Origin of the sequence: Alteromonas sp. BMJM2, from assembly GCF_027257845.1 — a bacterium.
GTDB lineage: Bacteria > Pseudomonadota > Gammaproteobacteria > Enterobacterales > Alteromonadaceae > Alteromonas.
Genome location: NZ_JAPVOT010000001.1, coordinates 297,700 through 319,266, shown reverse-complemented (window position 1 = coordinate 319,266; position 21,567 = coordinate 297,700). Strand labels below are relative to the sequence as shown.

Sequence of the window (21,567 nt, the reverse complement as noted above, 5' to 3'; positions counted from 1 at the left end):
ATACTGACGACAGTCTAGCCTTAAAAAAAAGGAGAGTCGCATTACTAGCGCTTGATGTACTTTAAATGAATTTATGAATGAACAAGTAATAATACACGACAGCATAGCGAGTATCTCTAAAGCGCACTGGAATTCTCTCGCTGAGAGTGCAGGGCCGTTTCTCCAATTTGAATTTTTGCATGCATTGGAAGCGTCAAAGTGTTGTGGTGAAGAATCGGGATGGCGCCCGTTTCATGTAACGGTAGAGCAAGATGGCCATATTGTTATGGCGATACCTGGCTACCTTAAAACACACAGCTATGGCGAGTACGTGTTCGACCACGCATGGGCAAATGCTTATCATCAACACGGTATAGACTATTACCCAAAATGGATAAGTGCCGTACCTTTCACTCCGGTAACAGGCAAACGGTTACTAATAAAAGAAGGTTTAGCGTGCTCCCCTGCTCTATTAGCGCGAATTGCAGATACCTTAAGAGCGCAGTGCAAATCGAAATACGAAGAGCATATCTCGTCACTACACTGGTTATTCGTTTCAGACGGCGAAAACAACTTTCTAACTAAAGAACACCATTATTTAACTCGCCATAGCGTGCAATTTCAGTGGCATAACTATGGCTACACGCACTTTGATGATTTTTTGAACACCCTCACATCAAGAAAGCGTAAATCAATAAGTAAAACGCGAAAAAAGCTGGTTGAAAACGGTATCCAATTTTCACACTACATCGGAAGCGACATTACCCCAGAGAGACTTGCCTTTTTCATAAAGTGCTATCAATCTACCTACTTAAAGCGCAGTGGCCACCTTGGCTACCTCAATACCGCCTTTTTTGAAACGCTTGTGTCGACTATGAGTGAACGCCTGCTTATTGTTACAGCAGTTGAGCACGGAAATCCGGTGGCTAGCGCTTTATTTTTTCACGACGAATCTGGCCTTTATGGACGTTATTGGGGAGCACTCAAAGATATCGATAGCCTGCACTTTGCATGCTGTTATTTTGAAGGTATCGAATTTGCGATAAATAATAAGCTCTCTCACTTCAATCCAGGCACCCAAGGTGAACATAAAATATTGCGAGGGTTTGAGCCTATTTATTGTCAATCAAAACATCAATTGTTTGAGCCAGCTTTCCACGATGCTGTCGCAAATTTTTTACAGCAAGAAAACGAACATATCGCCCACTATTTTAATCAGGCACAGAATGCTTTACCTTTTAATCAGGAATTTGTGCCTACTTTAAAAACGAAAAGTGTCATTCATCCTAACGACGACACATAAAACTAAAATGAGAAAACATATGAAATATACACTTCTTGCCGTAGCGATTGCGGCATCACTTGGCCTAACCGGTTGCTCTCAACCAGAGCAAGTTAAAGAACAAATGAGCAAAGCAGAGCCGGCTGAAGCAAAAGCCGAGGCGGAACTGGGCTCATTTGGTGTTGATCTTTCTGCACGAAATGAAGCGGTTAAGCCAGGTGACGATTTCTTTATGTATGCCAGTGGCACTTGGTATGACAACTACGAACTTCCTGCTGATAAAACGCGCTATGGCGCATTTACTGGCTTAGCTGAACGCAGCGAAGAACAGGTAAAAAGCATTATCGATGGCCTCACAGAAAAGGAAACGCTGAACGCTGATGAAAAGTTAGTGAGAGATTTCTACGTCGCCTTTATGGACACAGAGACCATCAATGAAAAAGGCCTATCTCCTATTAGTGATGTTCTAAGCGACATTGATAGTATAGAAAGCACAAAAGACCTCACCGCAGCCTTCGGTAAAAGCTGGCTATACGGTTACAGTACGCCTATTGGTGGCGGGATGTGGTACAACCGTCTTGACCCCAATGAATACCAGTTAAGCGTAGGTGTTGGTGGTATTGGTCTTCCCGATCGCGACTACTACCTAAGCGACAGTGAGCGCTTTGTAAAAATTCGTGAGGCCTATGTAGCCCACATAGAAGAAATGCTTACACTAGCCGGCGTTGAAGACGCGGGCACAAAAGCAGCGAATATTATGGCACTAGAAACTCAGCTAGCTGAAGTTCAGTGGCCTCGTGAAAAACGTCGTAATCGTGACCTAACCCTAAACCAAATTAAGCGCAGCAAGCTATCTGATGCATACCCTGGTTTCGATTGGGATGTCTATTTCGCACAGTCAGGTTATAAGGTACCAGAGCTCAATATTTCTCAGCCTCAGCCTGTGAAAGATGTGATCAAATTGATAAACCAAGTTGACTTAAACGACTGGAAATCTTATTTGAAATATCACACGATTTCTAACAATGCTGACATGCTTGCAGAAGATGTGTACATGGCCAATTTCGACTTTTACGGTCGTACGCTTAACGGTCAACAAGAGCCGCGCCCTCGTTGGAAGCGTGCGTTAAGTCAAATGTCTGGTACGCAATCGCTTGGTTTTGCCATTGGCAAGATTTACGTAGATGAGTATTTTCCTGAAAGCTCTAAAACACAAATGGCTGAGCTAGTTGAAAACTTACGTGCTGCATTAAGCGAGCGTATAGATACCCTTGATTGGATGGGAGAAGAAACCAAGGTTAATGCCAAAGAAAAGCTAATGGCATTTCGTCCCAAAATTGGTTACCCAGATGAGTGGCAGTCGTTTGATGGCGTAACTATTAGTGACAACGACCTTATTGGTAATGTTCGCAATTTACGTGAATTCTTCCATGCTGAATCGGTAGAGCGTGAGCTTGAGAAAACCGATCGTGAGCGTTGGGGTATGACACCACAGCGAGTCAATGCTTACTACAACAGCTCGTTCAACGAAATTGTTTTCCCTGCGGCAATTCTTCAACCACCATTTTTCGACCCAAATGCAGATGCAGCGGTTAACTACGGTGCCATTGGTGCTGTTATCGGTCATGAAATGGGACACGGTTTTGATGACCAAGGCTCAAAATCTGATGCTATGGGTATCCAAACGAACTGGTGGACAGACGAAGATCGCGCGGCGTTCGAAGAAAAAGCAGATGCTCTTGCAGCTCAATACAGCAAGTACGAGCCCATCGAAGGCAACTTTGTAAACGGTCGTAACAGTTTGGGTGAAAATATTGGTGATGTAGGCGGTCTTGCCATGGCCTATCACGCTTACAAACTTAGCCTTAACGGTGAAGAAGCACCGGTAATCGATGGTCTTACAGGTGACCAACGTTTCTTCCTTGCTTGGGCTCAAGTTTGGAAAGAAAAGCGTACTGAACAAAGCATGCTAAACCAGCTTCGTGCCGGTACGCATGCACCAGGCCGCTTCCGTGCACAGGCACCTCGTAACCATGATGCATGGTATGAAGCGTTCGACGTTAAACCGGGTGACGCGCTATATCTAGCGCCAGATGAGCGTGTACGTATTTGGTAATGACCAATAAGTGTTAGCCGATTATTTTATTAATCGGCCTGTTACTCACTAACGATTTATTGAAACAAAGGCACTGTGCACTAGTACGGTGCCTTTTTTATTGCCCAAGCAGCCTTCTATACTGCCTATTACCAACTGGCTCTTTACTGCAACCAGCCTCGCTATAACTAGCCCTTCCACCGTATTTGTTCTAGAAAAACGAAAAATATAGACGACTAAAGTTTGTCCGCATTTTTGGTGTTAATGTTATTTTTGGTGCTCGCGCTGATGTCGGCGTTAGCATGTAATTTGACATTAGTGCTACTGGTATCGTTAATTTTCGTTATCGCTCGCATCGTTATTGAGGCTAATGTTTACGTTTTGAAAAGGCACAAAAAAGCCCCCGGTTCTTTACGAAGCGGAGGCTTTTAACCGGTGTAATCTAATTACTACGACTGAGCGGCAGCTTGCAGCGATGGTTTGCTATCGTCACTCCCGCCTACTTTCTTTTTTGCGTATAAAAGCGCATCGTGTAGCGTCTCAAAATTAGGGATGCCAGGGTGAGCTTCATTAACACCCTCAAGTACTTTGTTAAGCTTTTCGTTAGCACCACAAATTATCAACTGTCTTCCTGCCGCTAGTGCGTCTGATGTTACTGTATCAACCGCCATTGCGGCAGACACGTCCATCAAAGGAACCCGCGAGAAGTCGAGTATAGTAAACTTACTGCCCGGCTGAACACGCTCGCGAACACGGTGTCCTAAATCGGCTGCCGCACCAAAGCTCAATGGACCACCAAAACTGAAGATAGACACTTTGTCTTTGAGTTCTTCAAGCAATCCATTTTCTTTCGGGTCGTTAAGATCCTGCGGTATCTTTTGCAGCTCTTCAATTTGCAACTGTGCGACTTGTCTAACATACGCTAAAGCTCCAAGTACAACACCTACGCCAACAGCGGTAATAAGGTCTACAAACACCGTCAGTGACAATACGAGAATCATTAAAGCAAAGTCCCACCGCGGACCTTTATGCCCACGCTTTAAGTAACCCCAGTCGATAATATCCAGACCAACTTTAACGAGTATACCAGCTAGCACAGCATGTGGAATTTGAGCCGCAAGAGGGCTTAAACCTAAAACGATGCCAAGTAATACCAACGCATGCACCATACCAGACACGTTGTACTTACCGCCGCTTCGGATATTTACCACAGTACGCATGGTTGCACCTGCACCGGCAATACCGCCAATTAGACCAGCGAATGTATTACCGATACCCTGACCGATAAGCTCTTTATTGCTGTCGTGACGAGTACGCGTCATGTTATCTGCAACAAGCGAAGTCAAAAGACTATCGATAGCACCTAACAATGCAAGAACAAATGCAGCTTCAATCACTAGCCATATTTTGCTTTGGTCAAATACAGGCAATTGTAGGCTAGGCAAGCCAGTTGGAATATCACCTAATACTGGTACGCTTAGCGCGAGACTTACTAATGTTCCGATAATAAGCGCAGCGAGTGCACCAGGTACATACTTACCTAAAGACGCAGGCCATTTGTACGCTGCGATTAAGGTACCAAGACCCAATGCAAGAGTTGAAAAGTTGATATCAGCCAACGCTGTTGGGAGATACGAAAGCGCACCGATGGTACCACCTGGAGGTTCATGACCTAGTAAACGGCCGATTTGCAAAATAATAATGATGGCACCGATCCCAGACATAAAGCCCGAAATTACTGGATAAGGAACAAGCCTTATATATTGCCCAACCCCAAACAAGCCAAACGCTATTTGGAATACACCGGCTAGCATTACCGCAGTAAATATTAGGCTAGCATCGCCAGAAAGACTGGCAAACAAGCCAGCAAGTACCACCACCATTGGTCCAGTAGGACCTGAAATTTGAGCTGGTGTGCCGCCAAAAAGAGCAGCGAAAAAACCAACAGCTATTGCACCATACAGGCCAGCCATAGGTCCAAGACCTGAGGCTACACCAAGCGCTAATGCAAGAGGCAATGCAACGATACCAGCGGTTAAACCACCAGTGAGATCACCTCTTAAATTTGAAAAATTTATTTTTACCACAAATGTTCCCTCTTATTCAGCCGCTTTCGCACGTTTGAATCGCGCTTCAGCCTCTGTCTGGTCCATAGTAACAAAGTCGCCAGCTTCGCTGCTGTAACACAACATGTCGCCGCTACCGATATTGTAAACCCAGCCGTGAAGCTCTACTTGTCCAGTCGCAATTTTAGCTGCCACTGCAGGATGAGTGCGAAGGTGCTGTATTTGTTGTAATACGTTTTCTTTTGTCACCGCTTCTAAATCGTCAATAGACAGTTTGTCGTGACCACAACGTTCTTTAACAACGTCGGTCGCTGCACGGCAATGCCCTAACCACTCTTTTACGTGCGGTAATGAATCTAGACCTTCAGGGCTGATTGCCCCTTTCATTGCACCACAATCTGTATGACCGCATATAACAATGTGAGAAACGCCTAGCGCAGCTACCGCAAATTCAATAGACGCAGTCATACCGCCGGTTTGATTGCTATGTGGAGGAACAATATTGCCCGCATTACGACAAATGAAAAGCTCGCCCGGATCGGTTTGGGTAACTAGGTTCGGGTCAATACGAGAATCTGAGCACGTGATGAAGAGAACTTCTGGGTTTTGCCCATTCGCTAATTTTTGAAAGGTTGCTTTTTTATTTGGATAAACTTCTTTTTGAAACTTCGCAACACCTGAAAAGACGTGTTCCATAGAATACTCCCGGTTATTTTTAATAGTTATAACAATGTTAATACTCTAGTGTCACTTGATAGATTAATAGTTTAATATACTACCTCGTGATAACCAAAAACTATCAAGCGAGTTATTTGTTAGATGGATTGCCCATTAATTATAGCCAAAAGTAGGAGTTTTAATTATGCAGTTAGGTGGTAAAGCCCCCTCGTTTAACCAGATTCGCTACTTTGTGGCCGTTGCAAAATACCTCAATTTTCGACAGGCAGCAGGGGCACTTGGCATTAGCCAACCCACGCTGACTAGCCAGATAAATGCGTTAGAAGACACACTTAATTTAACGCTGTTAGAACGCTCCCGTACTGGCACTCTGCTTTCGCCACAAGGAAAGGCGCTTTTAGCAAGTGCAGAGGAGGTATTGCAGTCTACTCAACGCTTCTCGGAAATGGCCCGCGATCTCTCAAAAGGGGAAGTAATAACCTATCGGCTGGGTATTCCTCCAACACTTGGCCCTTATTTATTGCCTTTTGTTTTACCCGATTTGCACAGACTAAAGCCGGGACTGCGATTTTACGTAAGAGAAGCGTCACCCGATGACTTGCAGCACGGATTATTAAGAGGTGAGTACGACATTATCCTTTCTCCCCTTTCAAGTGATAACTCACAGCTTATTACCTCGCCGCTGTTTAAAGAACCGCTTAAGTTTGTTACTCCGTCTGACCATTTTCTATCGGGTAAATCATTTGTGCACCCTGAGGATATCAGCGGTGAAAAAATACTTACGTTAGAAGATAAGCATCATTTTCACCATCAAGTGCAAAGAATATGCGAAGACATAGGTGCAGACTTACAGCGAGACTATGAAGGCACTAGCCTTGATACATTAAGACAAATGGTGGTTATGGGTATGGGTGTTGCCTTTTTACCCGGTCTTTATATTCATTCTGAATTACACAAACCTGAAGCTTTACACGTGTGTGAAATTGCTGACATGCCTATTGAACGCCAACATTCTCTTGCGTGGCGTAATACCTCACCTAGTAGAAAGACCTTCCGTGAAATGTCTATTATAATTAGGCGTATTATTGAGCAGCGGCTGGCTGATGCTGTCACCATGTGTGATTAGGCTTGGTGAGTGAAAAGATGCTCGTTATTTAAATAGGGTTATTGAATTAGCGCTGTTAACACATCTATTGATGTTATATTGACTACACACTCACTAGCGCTTTTATACACATGATTGATAGACAACACCTGCGTATTGTCCACGCAATACACCAGCATGGCACGATGACACAAGCCGCGAAATCCTTGTACTTAACCCAGTCGGCTTTAAGTCATGCTATGAAAAAGCTTGAACACGAATTTGATGTTCCGCTGTGGCAAAAAAAAGGCAGGCGTTTGTTTTTAACTCAGGCAGGTGAAAGTTTACTTGGCCTTGCACAGCGTATATTACCTCAGTTTGAACATACAGAAGCGCAACTTCGTCGATTTGCCGAGGGCAAGCAAGGCACACTGCGCATTGGAATGGAATGTTACCCCTGCTTTGAATGGCTATTGAAAATAGTCGCTCCCTTTCTAAAACGCTTTCCTGATGTAGACGTAGACGTACGACGTGCCTTTTCTTTTGGTGGCCTACAAGCGCTGCATGGTTATGACATTGATGTACTCATTACTCCCGATCCCCTGCACTTAGACGCGATTACTTACACACCTGTGTTTAGCTACGAACAGGTTCTCGTTATGCACAGTACACACGACTTAGCGTCGAAGGCATTTATAGCGCCTCGGGATCTCGCTCAAGAGACGCTCATTTCTTACCCAGTAGAAAACAGTAGATTGGACATATTCTCTCAATTTTTAACACCGGCCAATGCATCAGTTAAAAGCCACAAAACTATAGAGACCACTGAGATTATTCTGCAAATGGTAGCAGCAGGAAGAGGGGTAACTGCGCTGCCTAAATGGCTTATAGATGAGTCGAAAGAAAGTGAATTGCTGTGCTGTCGTCCCCTTGGCCAAGAAGGGCTAACAAAAACCCTGTTCGTGGGGCATAGAAAGCGTACTGACACGCTGGGTTTTATTGATAGTTTTGTAGAGATGGCAATGGCGCAAGGATTAAAAACAAACAGCCCGCAGCAATAAATGCGGGCTGTTGAAGCGAAGGCGCTGTTGAGAATCAAGGCGCCTTGGCCTTATAGGTATTGACTAACTAGCTGTAAAAGCAAAGATAAGCCGTCGGCGATGATACTTTTACGTCAAATGATACGTTGGCATCTACGTTGAATTCAGTGCCAGTAGGAAACGATTGCCACTCATCGCTACCAGGTAATTTTACGGTAAGCTCACCTTCAACAACTTTCATTAGCTCTTTCTTTGAAGTATCGAAAGTATACTCACCTACAGACATCACACCCGATGTACAGGGGCCATTTGCTGAATCAAATGCGATTGAGGTGACTTTGTTGTCGAAGTAGTGGTTAACTGAAAATGACATAGTATTCCTTGATAGTTTTTTAGAAAATTGGTTTTAAGCAAAGACGGTTGCAACACAGAAGTTCCACACCGCTTTTTATTACTCTTTCGTCCACACTAACATAAGATTGTTAGCAGGCATCGTTATCATTTCTTTCAATGTGAGTCGTTTCGCCCATGCTTTGAGTTCATCAACATCTCTATAACCGCCATATCCCCGCTCGACTAACGATTGGTGAAATTCAGCATTACTTTGAGATGAGAAAACCCCTGATTGTGTGAACGGACCATACTGGCAAAATGTACCGCCTTTAGGTAATTTCTGAGATACTAATTCCATGAGCAGTTTCGCCTCATGCTTTTGCATAATATGGGCAGTATTGGCGGAAAATATTCCATCAAAGGGCAAAGCAGGAAACGGATCTACACCCACCTTGAGTTCGACTGGCTGAATAAGATTGGATAGTGAAGACTCACTTACCCAAGCGTTTATTCCGTCGTGGTACTCGTATTGATCGCTCGTATGCCACATCAAATGAGGCAAATGAGCAGCAAGGTAGGATGCGTGCTGCCCGGTTCCGCTGCCAATTTCAAGCACCTGTTGAGTATCAGCGAACGCCCTTTTTAGAATATCTAAAATTGGGCGTTTGTTATTCTCACAGGCTTGGCTAAATGGTTTTTCCATTACTGTTATAACTTCCATCTTACAGATAATTTCGCCAAGGGACAGATTGACCTAATCACTCAGATTAGGCCCAAGCCATTTCTCGGCTTCTTCAAGTGTCCAGTTTTTGCGCTTGGCGTAATCCTCAACTTGGTCAGGTTGAATTTTAGCCACCGCAAAATATTTTGCCTCTGGGTGAGCAAAGTACCATCCCGATACAGACGCGCCAGGCCACATTGCATAACTTTCAGTAAGCGTCATGCCGGTGTGCTCCTTTGCAGATAACAAATCCCAAATGAGCTGTTTCTCAGTATGCTCCGGACACGCCGCATAACCTGGCGCAGGTCGAATACCTTGGTACTTCTCCCTAATGAGTTCTTCATTGCTTAAGGTTTCATGAGGGGCATAACCCCAATATGTTAGTCGTACCTGCTGGTGAAGGTATTCAGCAAACGCTTCAGCTAAGCGATCGGCAACGGCTTTTACCATAATGCCATTGTAGTCATCACCGGCCTTAATATATGCATTGGCAAGGGTGTCCTCACCTATGCCCCCAGTGACGGCAAACGCGCCGATATAATCTGCAATACCGCTTTGCTTTTCAGCCACAAAATCGGCAAGGCAGTAGTTGGCAAATTTATCTTTTTGGGTTTGCTGACGCAGATGATGTGCAACTCCTTTTACCGAAGTGCGGCTCTCATCAGAATAGATTTCGATATCGTCACCCACCCTATTTGCCGGAAATAACCCTATCACGCCTTTTGCTTCAAGTGAGCTATCAGCAATAATTTTATCTAACATGGCGTTGGCATCAGCAAACAATGACGTTGCTTCTTCACCAACCACGTCATCATTAAGAATTCGTGGATATTTCCCTGCTAATGACCACGTTAAAAAGAAAGGCGTCCAGTCAATATAATCCCGTAATGTAGCCAAATCTGCGGTGATAGGCGTGACACCGAGCTGCGCTGGCTTAACAGGAGGCACATCAAAATTGACTTTGCAGCCATTAGCTCGCGCAGCCTCAAGTGTAACGGGCTTACTGCGGGGCTTTTTACGAGCATGCTGCTCTCGTACCGTATCATATTCTTTGGCTAATTCTTTTGCGTATATATCCCGCGAACCTTTGTTCAGCAATTTCTGACACACACCTACTGCGCGGCTAGCATTAGGTACATAGGCCACAGCTGAATGATAGTTTTGCTCTATCTTAACGGCGGTATGGGCTTTCGATGTTGTTGCACCACCAATAAGCAGTGGCATATCGAAACCTTGGCGCTCCATTTCTTTAGCCACGTACACCATTTCATCTAGCGACGGCGTAATGAGACCAGAAAGACCAATCATATCTACATTTTCTTCTTTCGCTTTTTGTAGAATGTTTGCCGCGGGCACCATCACCCCCATATCAATAACTTCAAAGTTATTACACTGAAGCACTACGCCAACAATATTTTTACCGATATCGTGTACATCACCTTTAACGGTGGCCAGCAGTATCTTACCATTGCTCTTATTATCGTCAGACTTTTCAGCTTCTATGTATGGCTGTAGATGAGCGACCGCTTTTTTCATTACTCGGGCAGATTTGACCACCTGAGGTAAAAACATCTTACCCTCGCCGAATAAATCCCCGACCACATTCATCCCATCCATCAATGGACCTTCAATAACATGTAGCGGACGCTCAGCCTCTAAACGCGCCTCTTCGGTATCATCAATGATATAATCGGTAATCCCTTTTATCAGAGCATGCTCTAAGCGTTTACTTACACTTTGCTCTCGCCAAGTAAGGTCTTCTTTAGCCGCAGCCTTACCATCGCCTTGGAATTGTGGCGCGATATCGAGTAGCCGCTCAGTACCATCGCTGCGCCTGTTTAATATGACGTCTTCTACCGCCTCACGAAGCGCCTTGGGAATTTCATCGTACACCTCAAGCTGACCGGCATTAACGATGGCCATGTCCATACCCGCTCGAATAGCGTGGAAAAGAAAAACCGAATGCATAGCTTCGCGAACCGGGTTATTGCCACGAAACGAAAATGAAATATTCGAAAGGCCACCGGAAATGTGCGCATAGGGGCACGTTTTGCGGATAACCCGTGTTGCCTCTATAAAGTCAACCGCGTAGTTATCATGCTCTTCAATGCCGGTTGCGACAGCAAAAATGTTCGGGTCAAAAATAATATCTTCGGGAGGAAATCCAACTTGCTCAGTGAGTACTTTGTAGCTTCGTTGACAGATTTCAACTTTGCGCTTTTGGGTGTCTGCTTGGCCTTTTTCATCAAACGCCATAACAACCGTAGCGGCGCCATATCGTTTGATTTTTTTCGCTTGCGCAATGAAAAGCGCCTCACCCTCTTTAAGGCTTATGGAGTTAACAATGGCTTTGCCCTGTACGCATTTAAGCCCAGCTTCGATGACGTCCCATTTCGAAGAGTCAATCATGATAGGTACGCGGCTAATGTCCGGCTCAGACGCAATAAGGTTTAGAAACGTCACCATTGCCTGCTGTGAATCGAGCATCGCCTCATCCATGTTGATATCGATGATTTGCGCACCGTTCTCAACTTGCTGACGAGCAACGTCGAGCGCCGCTTCGTAGTCACCTTCCAATATGAGTCGTTTGAAACGTGCTGATCCGGTTACATTGGTTCGTTCACCAATATTAATAAATGTAGAAAAATCTGCGCTCACATTGCCCTCCTAGTGTACAAATGGCTCTAGGCCTGACAGACGCATTTTAGGTTCAAATGCTGGTAGTTGACGAGGCTTAATGCCAGCAACGGCATTAGCTATATCACTAATATGCTCTGGGGTACTTCCGCAGCAGCCTCCCACTATATTGACTAAGCCAGATTCCGCCCACTCTTTGATATGTTCAGCCATTTCTGGCCCTTCCATATCGTATTCACCAAACTCATTAGGTAGCCCGGCATTGGGGTGTGCGGAAATTAAACACTCAGAGATAGTGGCAACTTCATCCACATACTGACGCAAAAGATCAGGGCCTAGTGCGCAATTTAGCCCAAACGAAAACGGGTTAATATGACGCATAGAGTAATAAAACGCTTCGGCAGTTTGACCTGAAAGTGTGCGTCCCGATGCATCGGTGATGGTCCCCGATACCATAACAGGCAAGATTTTACCCATTTTTTCAAAGGTTTGCTCTACAGCAAAGGCCGCCGCTTTGGCATTTAGCGTATCGAAAATGGTTTCAAGCATAATGAGGTCAGCACCACCTTCAATCAGTGCTTCGGTAGACTCGCTGTACGCGTTAACTAATTCGTCAAAGGTGACGTTTCGTTTGCCCGGGTCATTTACATCTGGGGATATTGAAGCGGTGCGGTTGGTAGGCCCAAGCACGCCGGCAACGTAACGTGGCTTGTCCGGTGTTTTTAGACTGTATTGTTGCGCAGCTTTTTTAGCCAGTTTTGCAGCTGCCACGTTAATATCACGAGATATGGCTTCCATGTCGTAGTCGGCCATGGCGATGGTGGTAGCATTAAACGTATTTGTCTCGATTATGTCAGCACCTGCCTCCAAGTAATCGCAATGGATTTGGTAGATAAGATCGGGCTGAGTTAATACAAGAAGGTCGTTGTTCCCCTGAACATCGCAATGCCAATCGGCAAATTGGTCACCGCGATAGTCATCTTCTTCTAGCTTATGGCGTTGAATCATGGTGCCCATGGCGCCATCAAGAATTAAAATTCTTTCTTTTGCGGCACTGGCTAAACTAGCTCGTGCTTTCGAATCTAAATCGTTACTCACGCGTTACCTCTTTGGCTGTGGTTTTTCAGCTAACTGACTTAAATCGTACGGCGTTGTTTGATAAACGTAATAGTTAAGCCAATTTGTAAACAATAGACTTCCATGGGAGCGCCATTGAACTAAAGGCGGTTTAGTTGGATCATTGTCAGTGAAATAATTGTTCGGCACCGCTGGGTGTTGACCAGCTTGCACGTCACGCAGATATTCGTCTTTTAGCGTGTCGGGGTCGTACTCGGGGTGTCCGGTAACAAACACCATCCGTTTGTCTTCTGATGCGACAATATAAGCTCCCACCTCTTCTGATTCAGCCACCACATTAAGACCTTCTACACTGTTATAGAGTGAGGTATCTATGTGACCGTAACGAGAGTGTGGTGCTGCGAAGGGAGAGTCAAATCCACGCAGTAATTCGTTGTTAGGATCGTTGACATTGTGCTGGTAAACGCCTGAAAATTTTTCGTTTCGAAGCTCCCGCGTCACGCCGTAGAAATGATACATTGCCGCGTGAGCAGCCCAGCATAAATAGAGGGTTGAGTTAACGTGGCGCTGGGCCCACTCCAAAATAGTTTTCATATTTTCCCAATACTTCACCTCTTCATAATCGAGTAATGCAAGAGGGGCACCCGTGACAATCAGCCCGTCATACTTTTTATTCGCTACGCTTGAAAACTCGTGATAAAAGGCATCCATATGAGACTGTGGTGTATTTTTTGGTGCTTGGTTATCGATGCGAATAAAGTCCACATTGATTTGCAATGGCGTATTAGACAGCAATCTCAGCAACTGCACTTCTGTCTCTATCTTATTGGGCATTAAATTAAGAATACCCACTTCAAGAGGACGAATTTCCTGACTCGCCGCTCTATCCATATCCATAGTGAATATGTTTTCACCTAACAAGACATTCTGGGCAGGTAGTTGCACAGGGATACGGATTGGCATAAATAACTCCAGTCGAAAAAAACGATATCTGTATTGTGGCGAATACTGTGAATATGTCAACATCTTTACGTCTAGACGTCTAAACACAAAGTTAGAAAGGAATCGGATGAGCGCCAGATAAGAGTAAGAAAGATTAGAAATTAAATAAGCGACATTGGCGAGTCACGCACCATCAAGACGAACGAAAAGAAATACTGAAAGGTAGCAGCAATAAAGAATTAGCTGCCCGACTTGTGCACCATAACTAGCATCTCGGCTTCGGCACGAGGAATATCGCAGGTTTCAATGATCTCCTCAATCGTCGCGCCTTGTTTGACTAAATCCGCAGCCCGCTGATAAAGCTTCAACGATGGATCTTGAAATTTTAGCTCTCGAAGCTGATTTTCAACGTCTTGTTGCTTTTCATCAATACGCTGTAAATGCTTACTAATCACAACGCTTCTAGCCTGAATTTCAGATTGCTGGTTGTTAGCATCATTAACCTGAACGGCCATGTTCGACAGCTCTGTTGAGACCCTGACGGTAAGGTTTTCTAACAATTCAGTTGTTTTGCGAAGTTTTGTAAAAAGCACTATAACGACGATAATAAGTAAAAAACTAATTACCGCGAGTATGCATTCAACCAGTGACAGAGCAGCAAGCTGCAAGTCCATATGCGACACACCTAAATGAGACAGGGATACAAGGGCGCTGACGGCACACGTGCCATCAACTCTACTTTCACTACATAGTACTTACTAAAGCCTACTCACTAAATACTACTTAGCTCGTCCCACTCTTCATCGCTTAGCAACTTGTTCAAATCGACTAAGATAAGAAGCTCGCCATCGCGATTGCTTACGCCTTGTATAAACTTAGCACTTTCTTCAGTACCTACGTTAGGCGCGCTGTCAATTTCAGAAGACTTCAGATACACCACTTCAGCAACACTATCTACGAGTATGCCTACTACTTGTTCATCCGACTCTATGATAACAATACGCGTATTGTCGGTAACTTCGGTAGGAGGTAAGCCAAAGCGTGCTCTCGTATCGATAACGGTAACAACGTTACCGCGCAGATTTATTATTCCTAATACATAGTCAGGCGCACCTGGCACCGGCGCTATTTCGGTGTAACGTAATACTTCTTGTACCTGCATTACGTTTATACCGTATGTCTCATCGCCTAAGCGATATGTCACCCACTGAAGGACTTCATCGTTGCTGTCAGTGCCGCTATTTTTCATCTTTTCGTCGCTCATGAACCTGGCTCCCGTACTATGGCGTCTGGTCGTTGCTGCCTAAGCCTTTGTTAAGCATAGATATTAATTCTTCAACGTCAATTAATGCACACATCTTTTCTTTAACCATCCCCGCTAACCAAGGACGTTTACCCGTGGATCCGCGCCATTTGACATCATCTTTAGTTAAATTAACGGTGTTAACGAGCTTTTCGCTAGCTAACCCCCATTCGCTTTCTCCTAGCATTATCAAATATCGATAGTTAAGAGATTCAGCGAGTTCTTCGGTATATTTTTCTGGCATTACCCACTTTGCAGAGTCTACTACACTTAGTTTAGACTCTCTGTGCAACATTACCCCCATAAACCAATCAGGTTTTCCAAAAAGTGGTGAAATTTTATCTATTTGGTGTATTCCACCGAGCGTAGTTAATGGCACGGCAAGGGTTAACCCGGCCACTTCAAAAAATAACGCCTGAAAACGAAAGTCTAGACTATCTTGTAAAGCAACCTTAGTTTTTGCTGAAATTGTCTCTTCATCGCCACTGGTCTCAGCAGCCGCAGAGTCTCTAATTTTCAATTCATCTGACGATATAACACTCGGTGTTTCAACCAAAGATTTTACAACGTCTTCGTGCTCCGCCAACTGTCGGTTATCTTTGACGCTACTGCATTCGCCTAAGCCGCTTTGCTTAGTAATACCATGCTCAACTGCATCGTGTTGAGACTTTAGTGTAACAGCTTCGATTACATCGTTATCTTGAGGCAGCGGCACAGTATCTTTTACTAACCGTTCCTCAGCAATGTGATGAGAAGCTTGCTCGAGCAGTTTCGCTGCTCGAGCGGTTGCGTCATCGACCTCTACAGGCTCTTTAAGCAAACCATCTAAATAGGCTTCCATCACGTCTTCACGTGCAAACGGAGACTGCTTACTCATCGCTTTCTATTTCCCTAACACTTCAAGCAGTTTACCGTAGGCTGCGACACCTCGTGTTTTTGGGTAGGCCGCTGAAATAGGCAATTGCACCAAGCTTGCATCTCTAAAATGCGTATCAACTGGAATAACGCCTTCCCAAACACGCTCACCGTAATCGCTCATTAAGCGCTTACGCGATTCAAGCGCCGCGTTTGTTCTTTTATCGAACATGGTTGGAATAATACAGGTGTCAAAACTTTTGCCCAATGAGCGCCCCATTATTTCCATTGTACGAATCATTCTATCTAAACCTTTTAACGCCAGGTATTCGGTTTGAGTCGGCACGATAACCTTGTCACACGCTGCCAGTGCATTCACCATCAACACACCCAACACAGGAGGGCAGTCGATAATGGCCACCTCAAATTCGTTGTCGACTTTTGCTAGCGCTTTTTTAAGCACTAAGCCCATGCCCTGTTCACTCCCCATGGTTCTATCAAGGGTAGCGAGTGCCATTGTTGCCGGTAGTACATAGAGATTATCTATTTTGGTTGGGCACAGGCAATCTAAAACGTTATCGGCAGTTAAACTGGCAGACTTAATAAAAATGTCGTAAACCGAATGACTTAGCGCTTCAGCATCGATGCCAAAATAGTAACTTAACGATGAGTGAGGGTCGGTATCAATGAGTAGCACGCGCTTACCTTGCTGCGCGAGCAAACCGCCTAGGCTCACGGTGGTAGTAGTCTTACCTACCCCACCTTTTTGATTTGCTACTGTCCATACCTTCACGACATAAAATCCACTACCCGATTAACACACTAAAGCATTTCGGTGAGAATGCAGTTACTCATATCATCAACATTAATATTCTGCGTCGATATATTTGCCACGGCAACCGCTTGAGGCATACCGTAAACCACGCAAGAGTCTTGGTCCTGGGCCCAAATTGTAGCGCCTTTTTCTTTTAACTTTCTACAACCTTCGCGACCATCGGCTCCCATTCCAGTGAGAATTATTCCTAAAACATCACCGGAAAACGCTCGCTCCAGCGAACTAAAGGTAAGATCAACACTTGGCTTGTAATTGACTTTGTCTGCACTGCTAGCATCGACAATAGCAATCTTCCTTTGCCCGCCCACAGTCTCGATCAGCATCTGCCTACCGCCTGGTGCCAAGTAGGCATGACCGGGCATTAACGTGTCCCCGTGCTCAGCTTCTTTCACGCTTATTTTACAGTTAGCATCTAACCGCTGGGCAAAAGCAGTAGTGAAAGTACCGGGCATATGCTGAACTAAAATGATTGGGTACGGAAAATCTGAAGGTAAAGGCATTAGCACTTTTTGTAACGCTACCGGGCCCCCCGTTGAAGCACCAATGGCAAGGCATTTATAGCGTTTGCCCGTTGCTTTAACAGAAGATACCGTGGGCTGCTTAGCCCCGTCTTTGTGACCAGAAAGCAAACTTGACGTTTTAAAAAACGCTTGTTTAGGTGCGTTAGGTGGTAATCTTCGGGTTTCCTCCGACCTAAACGTGGGTCTTTTCAGCCCTATACCTCTGCGCGCAATCAAACGAACTTTGGTGCACAGTAGTCTCGTCGCATCTTTTCTATCTTGCGCTATATCTTCAAATTTTTTCGGTAGAAAATCGAGTGCCCCTGCCTCTAATGCATCTAACGTAGCCTGTGCCCCATGATGGGTGAGTGATGAAAACATCAAAATAGGGATGGGCTTGGTTTCCATAATGGCTTTAACCGCCGAAATACCGTCCATAACGGGCATTTCAACATCCATCGTAATGACATCCGGAGATAGCTCTTTAATTTTATCAAGGGCATCTCTTCCGTTTCTAGCTTCTCCTACAACCTCTAACTCTCTATCCTCGTCGAGAATTTCTTTCACTCGACGACGATAGAACGTTGAGTCGTCCACGACCAGGACTTTAAAGACCATGGATTACTTTTCCTATTGTTTGTAAGCCAGCTTATTATGGCTTACGAGCATACCGCTTCAGAAGGCTTGGAATATCTAAAATCAACGCAATACCACCGTCAGAGGTTATTGTTGCGCCTGCCATTCCGGGAGTGCCCTGTAAAAGCGCATCCAAGGGCTTGATCACCACTTCTTCTTGCCCTATTAATGCATCGACCACAAAACCAACTTGTCGGGTACCCACTTGCACCACGACCACATGTCCCTTCTCTCTCTCTATAGACTTAGGCCCTCTTATTAGCCAGTCGCCTAGGAAAAATAACGGTATGGCTTTAGAGCGAACTATCATTGTTAACTGTCCATCAACCGTATTGGTTTTTTTGATGTCCATGTTAATTATTTCACTGACAGAGCCTAGAGGTAATGCGAAAGTTTGCTTACCAATGATAATCATCAGTGTCGGCAGAATAGCTAGGGTAAGTGGAACTTTTATCTCTAACCGAGTGCCCTTACCAAGCTGAGAATCAATATTCACCGTGCCGTTTAGCTGATTTATCTTGGTTTTCACTACGTCCATGCCAACACCACGACCAGAAATATCGCTAATTTCTGTTTTCGTAGAGAAGCCTGGTGCAAAGATAAGATTGAATGCTTCAACGTCTGACATTCGCGCTGCAGCGTCGGCGTCTAGTACGCCGCGACTGATAGCAATTTCTTTTAATTTCTCAGGGTCCATGCCCTTACCATCATCTTCGATGGTCAGTAAAATGTGGTCGCCTTCTTGCGATGCAGACAGCGTAACCGTTCCCATTCTTGGCTTGCCAGATGCTGCTCGGTCATCTGGCATTTCAACACCGTGATCAACGGAGTTTCTTACTAAGTGAACCAATGGATCGGCAAGTGCTTCCACCAAGTTTTTATCTAAATCTGTTTCTTCGCCTTCAAGCTCCAGGGTAATCTCTTTTTTGAGGCTTCGCGCTAGGTCACGTACAACTCTCGGGAAACGGCCGAATACTTTCTTAATAGGCTGCATCCGAGTTTTCATTACCGCGCCCTGTAGGTCACCGGTAACCACATCTAAATTAGCTATCGCCTTAGACATGCTCTCATCATTGGTGTTTATACCAAGACTTATTAATCTATTGCGAACGAGTACCAGTTCGCCCACCATATTCATGATTTGATCTAAGCGTTTAGTATCAACACGAACGGTGGTTTCAGCTGGCGGCGAGCTGGGCGCAGCTTTTTTCTCGTCTTTCTTGCCTGTATCTTTACTGGCTGACGCTACAGGTGCTGCCTTATTGGCCGCTGGGGGCTTATTGCTAGGCGTTGTCGCAGCAGGTGTAGCTTTAGCCGCTGCTGGGACAGACTGCTTTGCTTTTTGAATAGCTTCAGTCGCCGCTTTATCAACGTTAGGCTCTGGTGCTTTGGTCGCTGAGGCGCTTTGAACGGTTGGACCTTGCCCTGAACCGTGAAGTTGGTCTAGCAACGCTTCAAATTCATCATCAGTAATTTCTTCATCACCGGAGGGGGCAGCTGCTTGTGCAGCAGGCTTAATGGGTGCAGCACTTTCTTCTGCAGCGCTGAACTTGCCCTTACCATGAAGGTCATCAAGAAGCGCTTCGAACTCATCGTCAGTAATATCATCGCCATTGCCCGACGAAGCATTAACGCTAGACGAAGTTGGAGCTTTCACTTCGCTTTTAGTGTCGGTAGGAGGATTAGCTGGCGCAGATTGTCCAGGAGCAGAGGACCCGTGAAGTTCATCGAGTAATGCCTCGAATTCATCTTCACTGATTTCATCAATATCGCCACTAGAGCTTGCCGGTGCAGGTGCTTCGTCTACAAAGTCGAATTCAAGTTCGGGTTCAGAGGTAATTTCGGGTTGCGCACTTGAGGCTGTTTCATCAACGTCGAAAATATTTTCGTCAGGCGACTCTGGTTTGCTCAACTTGTGCAAGGTATCTACAAGTTTGGCGTCGGCAGGTTCTAATGGTTCTTGGGATTTTACCCTTTCAAACATATCTACCACTACGTCGGTAGCCTGTAAAATAATATCCATTAGTTCCGGCGTAAGCGTACGCTGGCCGTTTCGCATGACGTCAAAAACGTTTTCTGCGCCATGACAAATTTCTACTAACTCGGTAAGCGATAAAAAACCCGCCCCGCCTTTAACAGTATGATATCCGCGAAAAATTGCGTTAAGCAAATTCGCATCTTCAGGATTGTTCTCAAGATCAACGAGCTGTTCTTGTAATTGTTCAAGTATCTCTCCAGCTTCAACTAGAAAGTCCTGTAGTATTTCCTCGTCAACATCAAACGACATGCGCCCGCTCCCCTAAAAACCTAAGCTCGACAGAAGATCATCAACATCATCTTGGCCCGATACAACATCATCACGCGTTTCTGCGTCAAGAATCGGCCCCTCTGCTTTAACACCTTCAGCCTTATCGGCCTCAGGGCTCAATGGTTTAGCTTGTTCTGAACCATCTCGCTCGCCAAACATGGTAAGCATGTTGACTAAGCTCTCTTCAACTTCTTTTACTAAGTCGATAACGCGGCGGATAACCTGACCTGTTAGGTCTTGGTAACCTTGCGCCATTAATACTTCAGTTAGCAATTGTGTCAGTTTAGCTGACTGCGAAGCACCATCTTCTAACAATTCGTCTAAGTCTTTACATAAAACCTTGAATTCACCCACTTCAATCTGGCGAGTCATGAGCTTTTTCCACTCAGGCATCACTCTGTCTATGCGAGAAGCTAGCAGTTCAGCTATAGGCATACTCGCCTCTACTGCATCCATGGTAGTGTTAGCTGCTTTCTCAGTTTCTTCAATAACGTAAGTTAGGCGAGTTTGCGCATCGGGAATATCATCTGTCGCTAAATTCTTTATGCGATCGTCTATTTGAAAATTGTTTAGCGCGTCGTGAAGTTGGCGCGTTAGCTTTCCCACCTCAGCGAAAAGCTCTACATTTTCTTTCATTGACGCGGCTTCAAATAGCGCATTTGCCGATGCATTATCACCAGCTTCAAGATAAACAACGAGTTGCCTAGCTTCTTCTAGTGAAAATGGAACGTTTGTTTTCGTTGTCATCCAGTAAACCTCGTTTCTCTGGTGAGCGTCTGGATCAACCTAAACGTTCGAATATTTTATCTAGCTTTTCTTTCAATGTAGCTGCAGTAAATGGCTTAACTACATAGCCATTTACGCCTGCTTGCGCAGCGGCAACGATTTGCTCTTTTTTCGCTTCAGCCGTTACCATTAGTACCGGCAAGTGCTTCAGTTTGTCATCGGCACGAATTGCTCTAAGCAAATCGATGCCCTGCATGCCTGGCATGTTCCAGTCAGTTACAACGAAATCGAAATCACCCTGCTGTAGCATAGGTAACGCCGTGTTTCCGTCGTCCGCTTCCTGGATGTTTGCGAAACCCAAATCTTTTAATAGGTTTTTAATGATACGTCTCATGGTAGAAAAATCATCGACCACGAGAATCTTCATGCTCTTATCCAAAATAGCCTCCAGTGAGGGGTTAATTGTTTTA

The 21,567-nt window shown here is 45.0% G+C and carries 19 protein-coding genes; 4 read left to right on the top strand and 15 right to left on the bottom strand.

The genetic code is table 11. The features are described 5' to 3' along the window. Window positions 1-73: 73 nt before the first annotated feature. Window positions 74-1,282 carry a GNAT family N-acetyltransferase gene (locus O9X84_RS01395; protein ID WP_269517713.1) on the top strand — a complete coding sequence of 403 codons (1,209 nt, stop codon included), beginning with the start codon at window positions 74-76 and terminating at the stop codon, window positions 1,280-1,282. A gap of 19 nt (window positions 1,283-1,301) precedes the next feature. Next, complete coding sequence (locus tag O9X84_RS01390; protein ID WP_269517711.1) at window positions 1,302-3,377, top strand: M13 family metallopeptidase; 2,076 nt, start codon at window positions 1,302-1,304, stop codon at window positions 3,375-3,377. Window positions 3,378-3,805: 428 nt separating this feature from the next. On the opposite strand, the gene O9X84_RS01385 is transcribed toward O9X84_RS01390, so the two are convergent. Then, window positions 3,806-5,443 carry a SulP family inorganic anion transporter gene (locus O9X84_RS01385; protein ID WP_269517710.1) on the bottom strand — a complete coding sequence of 546 codons (1,638 nt, stop codon included), beginning with the start codon at window positions 5,441-5,443 and terminating at the stop codon, window positions 3,806-3,808. A gap of 12 nt (window positions 5,444-5,455) precedes the next feature. Further along, window positions 5,456-6,118: a carbonic anhydrase gene (locus O9X84_RS01380; protein WP_269517709.1), complete on the bottom strand. Its 663-nt coding sequence runs from the start codon at window positions 6,116-6,118 to the stop codon at window positions 5,456-5,458. 166 nt (window positions 6,119-6,284) lie between these two features. Here O9X84_RS01380 and O9X84_RS01375 point away from each other — a divergent pair, with 166 nt between their 5' ends. Together O9X84_RS01375 and O9X84_RS01370 are read left to right on the top strand one after the other, a co-directional pair. Next, complete coding sequence (locus O9X84_RS01375; protein ID WP_269517708.1) at window positions 6,285-7,226, top strand: hydrogen peroxide-inducible genes activator; 942 nt, start codon at window positions 6,285-6,287, stop codon at window positions 7,224-7,226. A 110-nt stretch (window positions 7,227-7,336) separates the two neighbouring features. Further along, window positions 7,337-8,245: a LysR family transcriptional regulator gene (locus O9X84_RS01370; RefSeq protein WP_269517707.1), complete on the top strand. Its 909-nt coding sequence runs from the start codon at window positions 7,337-7,339 to the stop codon at window positions 8,243-8,245. 67 nt (window positions 8,246-8,312) lie between these two features. Here O9X84_RS01370 and ppnP read toward each other — a convergent pair whose 3' ends face one another. From ppnP to cheY, 13 genes are all read right to left on the bottom strand, one after another. Further along, entirely contained in the window at window positions 8,313-8,597 is a 285-nt protein-coding gene (gene ppnP / locus O9X84_RS01365) for a pyrimidine/purine nucleoside phosphorylase (RefSeq protein WP_163105300.1), read from the bottom strand. A 78-nt stretch (window positions 8,598-8,675) separates the two neighbouring features. Beyond that, window positions 8,676-9,260, bottom strand: a complete 585-nt coding sequence (locus tag O9X84_RS01360) for a DUF938 domain-containing protein (RefSeq protein ID WP_269517706.1) — start codon at window positions 9,258-9,260, stop codon at window positions 8,676-8,678. 51 nt (window positions 9,261-9,311) lie between these two features. Then, a complete protein-coding gene (metH, locus tag O9X84_RS01355; RefSeq protein ID WP_269517705.1) occupies window positions 9,312-11,936 on the bottom strand; it encodes a methionine synthase in 2,625 nt (874 codons plus the stop codon). Between the two features lie 9 nt (window positions 11,937-11,945). Continuing rightward, complete coding sequence (locus O9X84_RS01350) at window positions 11,946-13,013, bottom strand: homocysteine S-methyltransferase family protein (RefSeq protein ID WP_269517704.1); 1,068 nt, start codon at window positions 13,011-13,013, stop codon at window positions 11,946-11,948. A 3-nt stretch (window positions 13,014-13,016) separates the two neighbouring features. Continuing rightward, window positions 13,017-13,955, bottom strand: a complete 939-nt coding sequence (gene metA, locus O9X84_RS01345) for a homoserine O-acetyltransferase MetA (protein ID WP_032094426.1) — start codon at window positions 13,953-13,955, stop codon at window positions 13,017-13,019. Window positions 13,956-14,173: 218 nt separating this feature from the next. Beyond that, entirely contained in the window at window positions 14,174-14,608 is a 435-nt protein-coding gene (locus O9X84_RS01340; RefSeq protein ID WP_269517703.1) for a DUF2802 domain-containing protein, read from the bottom strand. A 98-nt stretch (window positions 14,609-14,706) separates the two neighbouring features. Next, window positions 14,707-15,198, bottom strand: a complete 492-nt coding sequence (locus O9X84_RS01335; RefSeq protein ID WP_269517702.1) for a chemotaxis protein CheW — start codon at window positions 15,196-15,198, stop codon at window positions 14,707-14,709. A gap of 16 nt (window positions 15,199-15,214) precedes the next feature. After that, window positions 15,215-16,114: a chemotaxis protein CheW gene (locus O9X84_RS01330; RefSeq protein WP_269517701.1), complete on the bottom strand. Its 900-nt coding sequence runs from the start codon at window positions 16,112-16,114 to the stop codon at window positions 15,215-15,217. Window positions 16,115-16,120: 6 nt separating this feature from the next. Further along, window positions 16,121-16,885, bottom strand: a complete 765-nt coding sequence (locus tag O9X84_RS01325; RefSeq protein ID WP_269517699.1) for a ParA family protein — start codon at window positions 16,883-16,885, stop codon at window positions 16,121-16,123. Between the two features lie 29 nt (window positions 16,886-16,914). Next, the gene (locus O9X84_RS01320; RefSeq protein ID WP_269517698.1) at window positions 16,915-18,045 is read right to left on the bottom strand and encodes a protein-glutamate methylesterase/protein-glutamine glutaminase; all 1,131 of its coding nucleotides are present in this window, start codon (window positions 18,043-18,045) and stop codon (window positions 16,915-16,917) included. 34 nt (window positions 18,046-18,079) lie between these two features. Continuing rightward, window positions 18,080-20,350: a chemotaxis protein CheA gene (locus O9X84_RS01315; protein ID WP_269517697.1), complete on the bottom strand. Its 2,271-nt coding sequence runs from the start codon at window positions 20,348-20,350 to the stop codon at window positions 18,080-18,082. A 12-nt stretch (window positions 20,351-20,362) separates the two neighbouring features. Next, complete coding sequence (locus tag O9X84_RS01310) at window positions 20,363-21,118, bottom strand: protein phosphatase CheZ (protein ID WP_269517695.1); 756 nt, start codon at window positions 21,116-21,118, stop codon at window positions 20,363-20,365. 34 nt (window positions 21,119-21,152) lie between these two features. Continuing rightward, window positions 21,153-21,536, bottom strand: coding sequence for a chemotaxis response regulator CheY (cheY, locus tag O9X84_RS01305; RefSeq protein WP_013785088.1), 384 nt, complete (start codon window positions 21,534-21,536; stop codon window positions 21,153-21,155). Window positions 21,537-21,567: the final 31 nt, after the last annotated feature.

Bases quoted from the DNA above. Each gene is read 5' to 3' on its own strand.
- O9X84_RS01335 (WP_269517702.1), bottom strand. From the start codon at position 15,198: ATGAGCGACGAAAAGATGAAAAATAGCGGCACTGACAGCAACGATGAA.
- O9X84_RS01315 (WP_269517697.1), bottom strand. From the start codon at position 20,350: ATGTCGTTTGATGTTGACGAGGAAATACTACAGGACTTTCTAGTTGAA.
- O9X84_RS01310 (WP_269517695.1), bottom strand. From the start codon at position 21,118: ATGACAACGAAAACAAACGTTCCATTTTCACTAGAAGAAGCTAGGCAA.
- O9X84_RS01360 (WP_269517706.1), bottom strand. From the start codon at position 9,260: ATGGAAAAACCATTTAGCCAAGCCTGTGAGAATAACAAACGCCCAATT.
- O9X84_RS01395 (WP_269517713.1), top strand. From the start codon at position 74: ATGAATGAACAAGTAATAATACACGACAGCATAGCGAGTATCTCTAAA.
- O9X84_RS01390 (WP_269517711.1), top strand. From the start codon at position 1,302: ATGAAATATACACTTCTTGCCGTAGCGATTGCGGCATCACTTGGCCTA.
- O9X84_RS01330 (WP_269517701.1), bottom strand. From the start codon at position 16,114: ATGAGTAAGCAGTCTCCGTTTGCACGTGAAGACGTGATGGAAGCCTAT.
- O9X84_RS01320 (WP_269517698.1), bottom strand. From the start codon at position 18,045: ATGGTCTTTAAAGTCCTGGTCGTGGACGACTCAACGTTCTATCGTCGT.
- ppnP (WP_163105300.1), bottom strand. From the start codon at position 8,597: ATGTCATTTTCAGTTAACCACTACTTCGACAACAAAGTCACCTCAATC.
- O9X84_RS01340 (WP_269517703.1), bottom strand. From the start codon at position 14,608: ATGGACTTGCAGCTTGCTGCTCTGTCACTGGTTGAATGCATACTCGCG.
- O9X84_RS01375 (WP_269517708.1), top strand. From the start codon at position 6,285: ATGCAGTTAGGTGGTAAAGCCCCCTCGTTTAACCAGATTCGCTACTTT.
- O9X84_RS01380 (WP_269517709.1), bottom strand. From the start codon at position 6,118: ATGGAACACGTCTTTTCAGGTGTTGCGAAGTTTCAAAAAGAAGTTTAT.
- metA (WP_032094426.1), bottom strand. From the start codon at position 13,955: ATGCCAATCCGTATCCCTGTGCAACTACCTGCCCAGAATGTCTTGTTA.
- O9X84_RS01370 (WP_269517707.1), top strand. From the start codon at position 7,337: ATGATTGATAGACAACACCTGCGTATTGTCCACGCAATACACCAGCAT.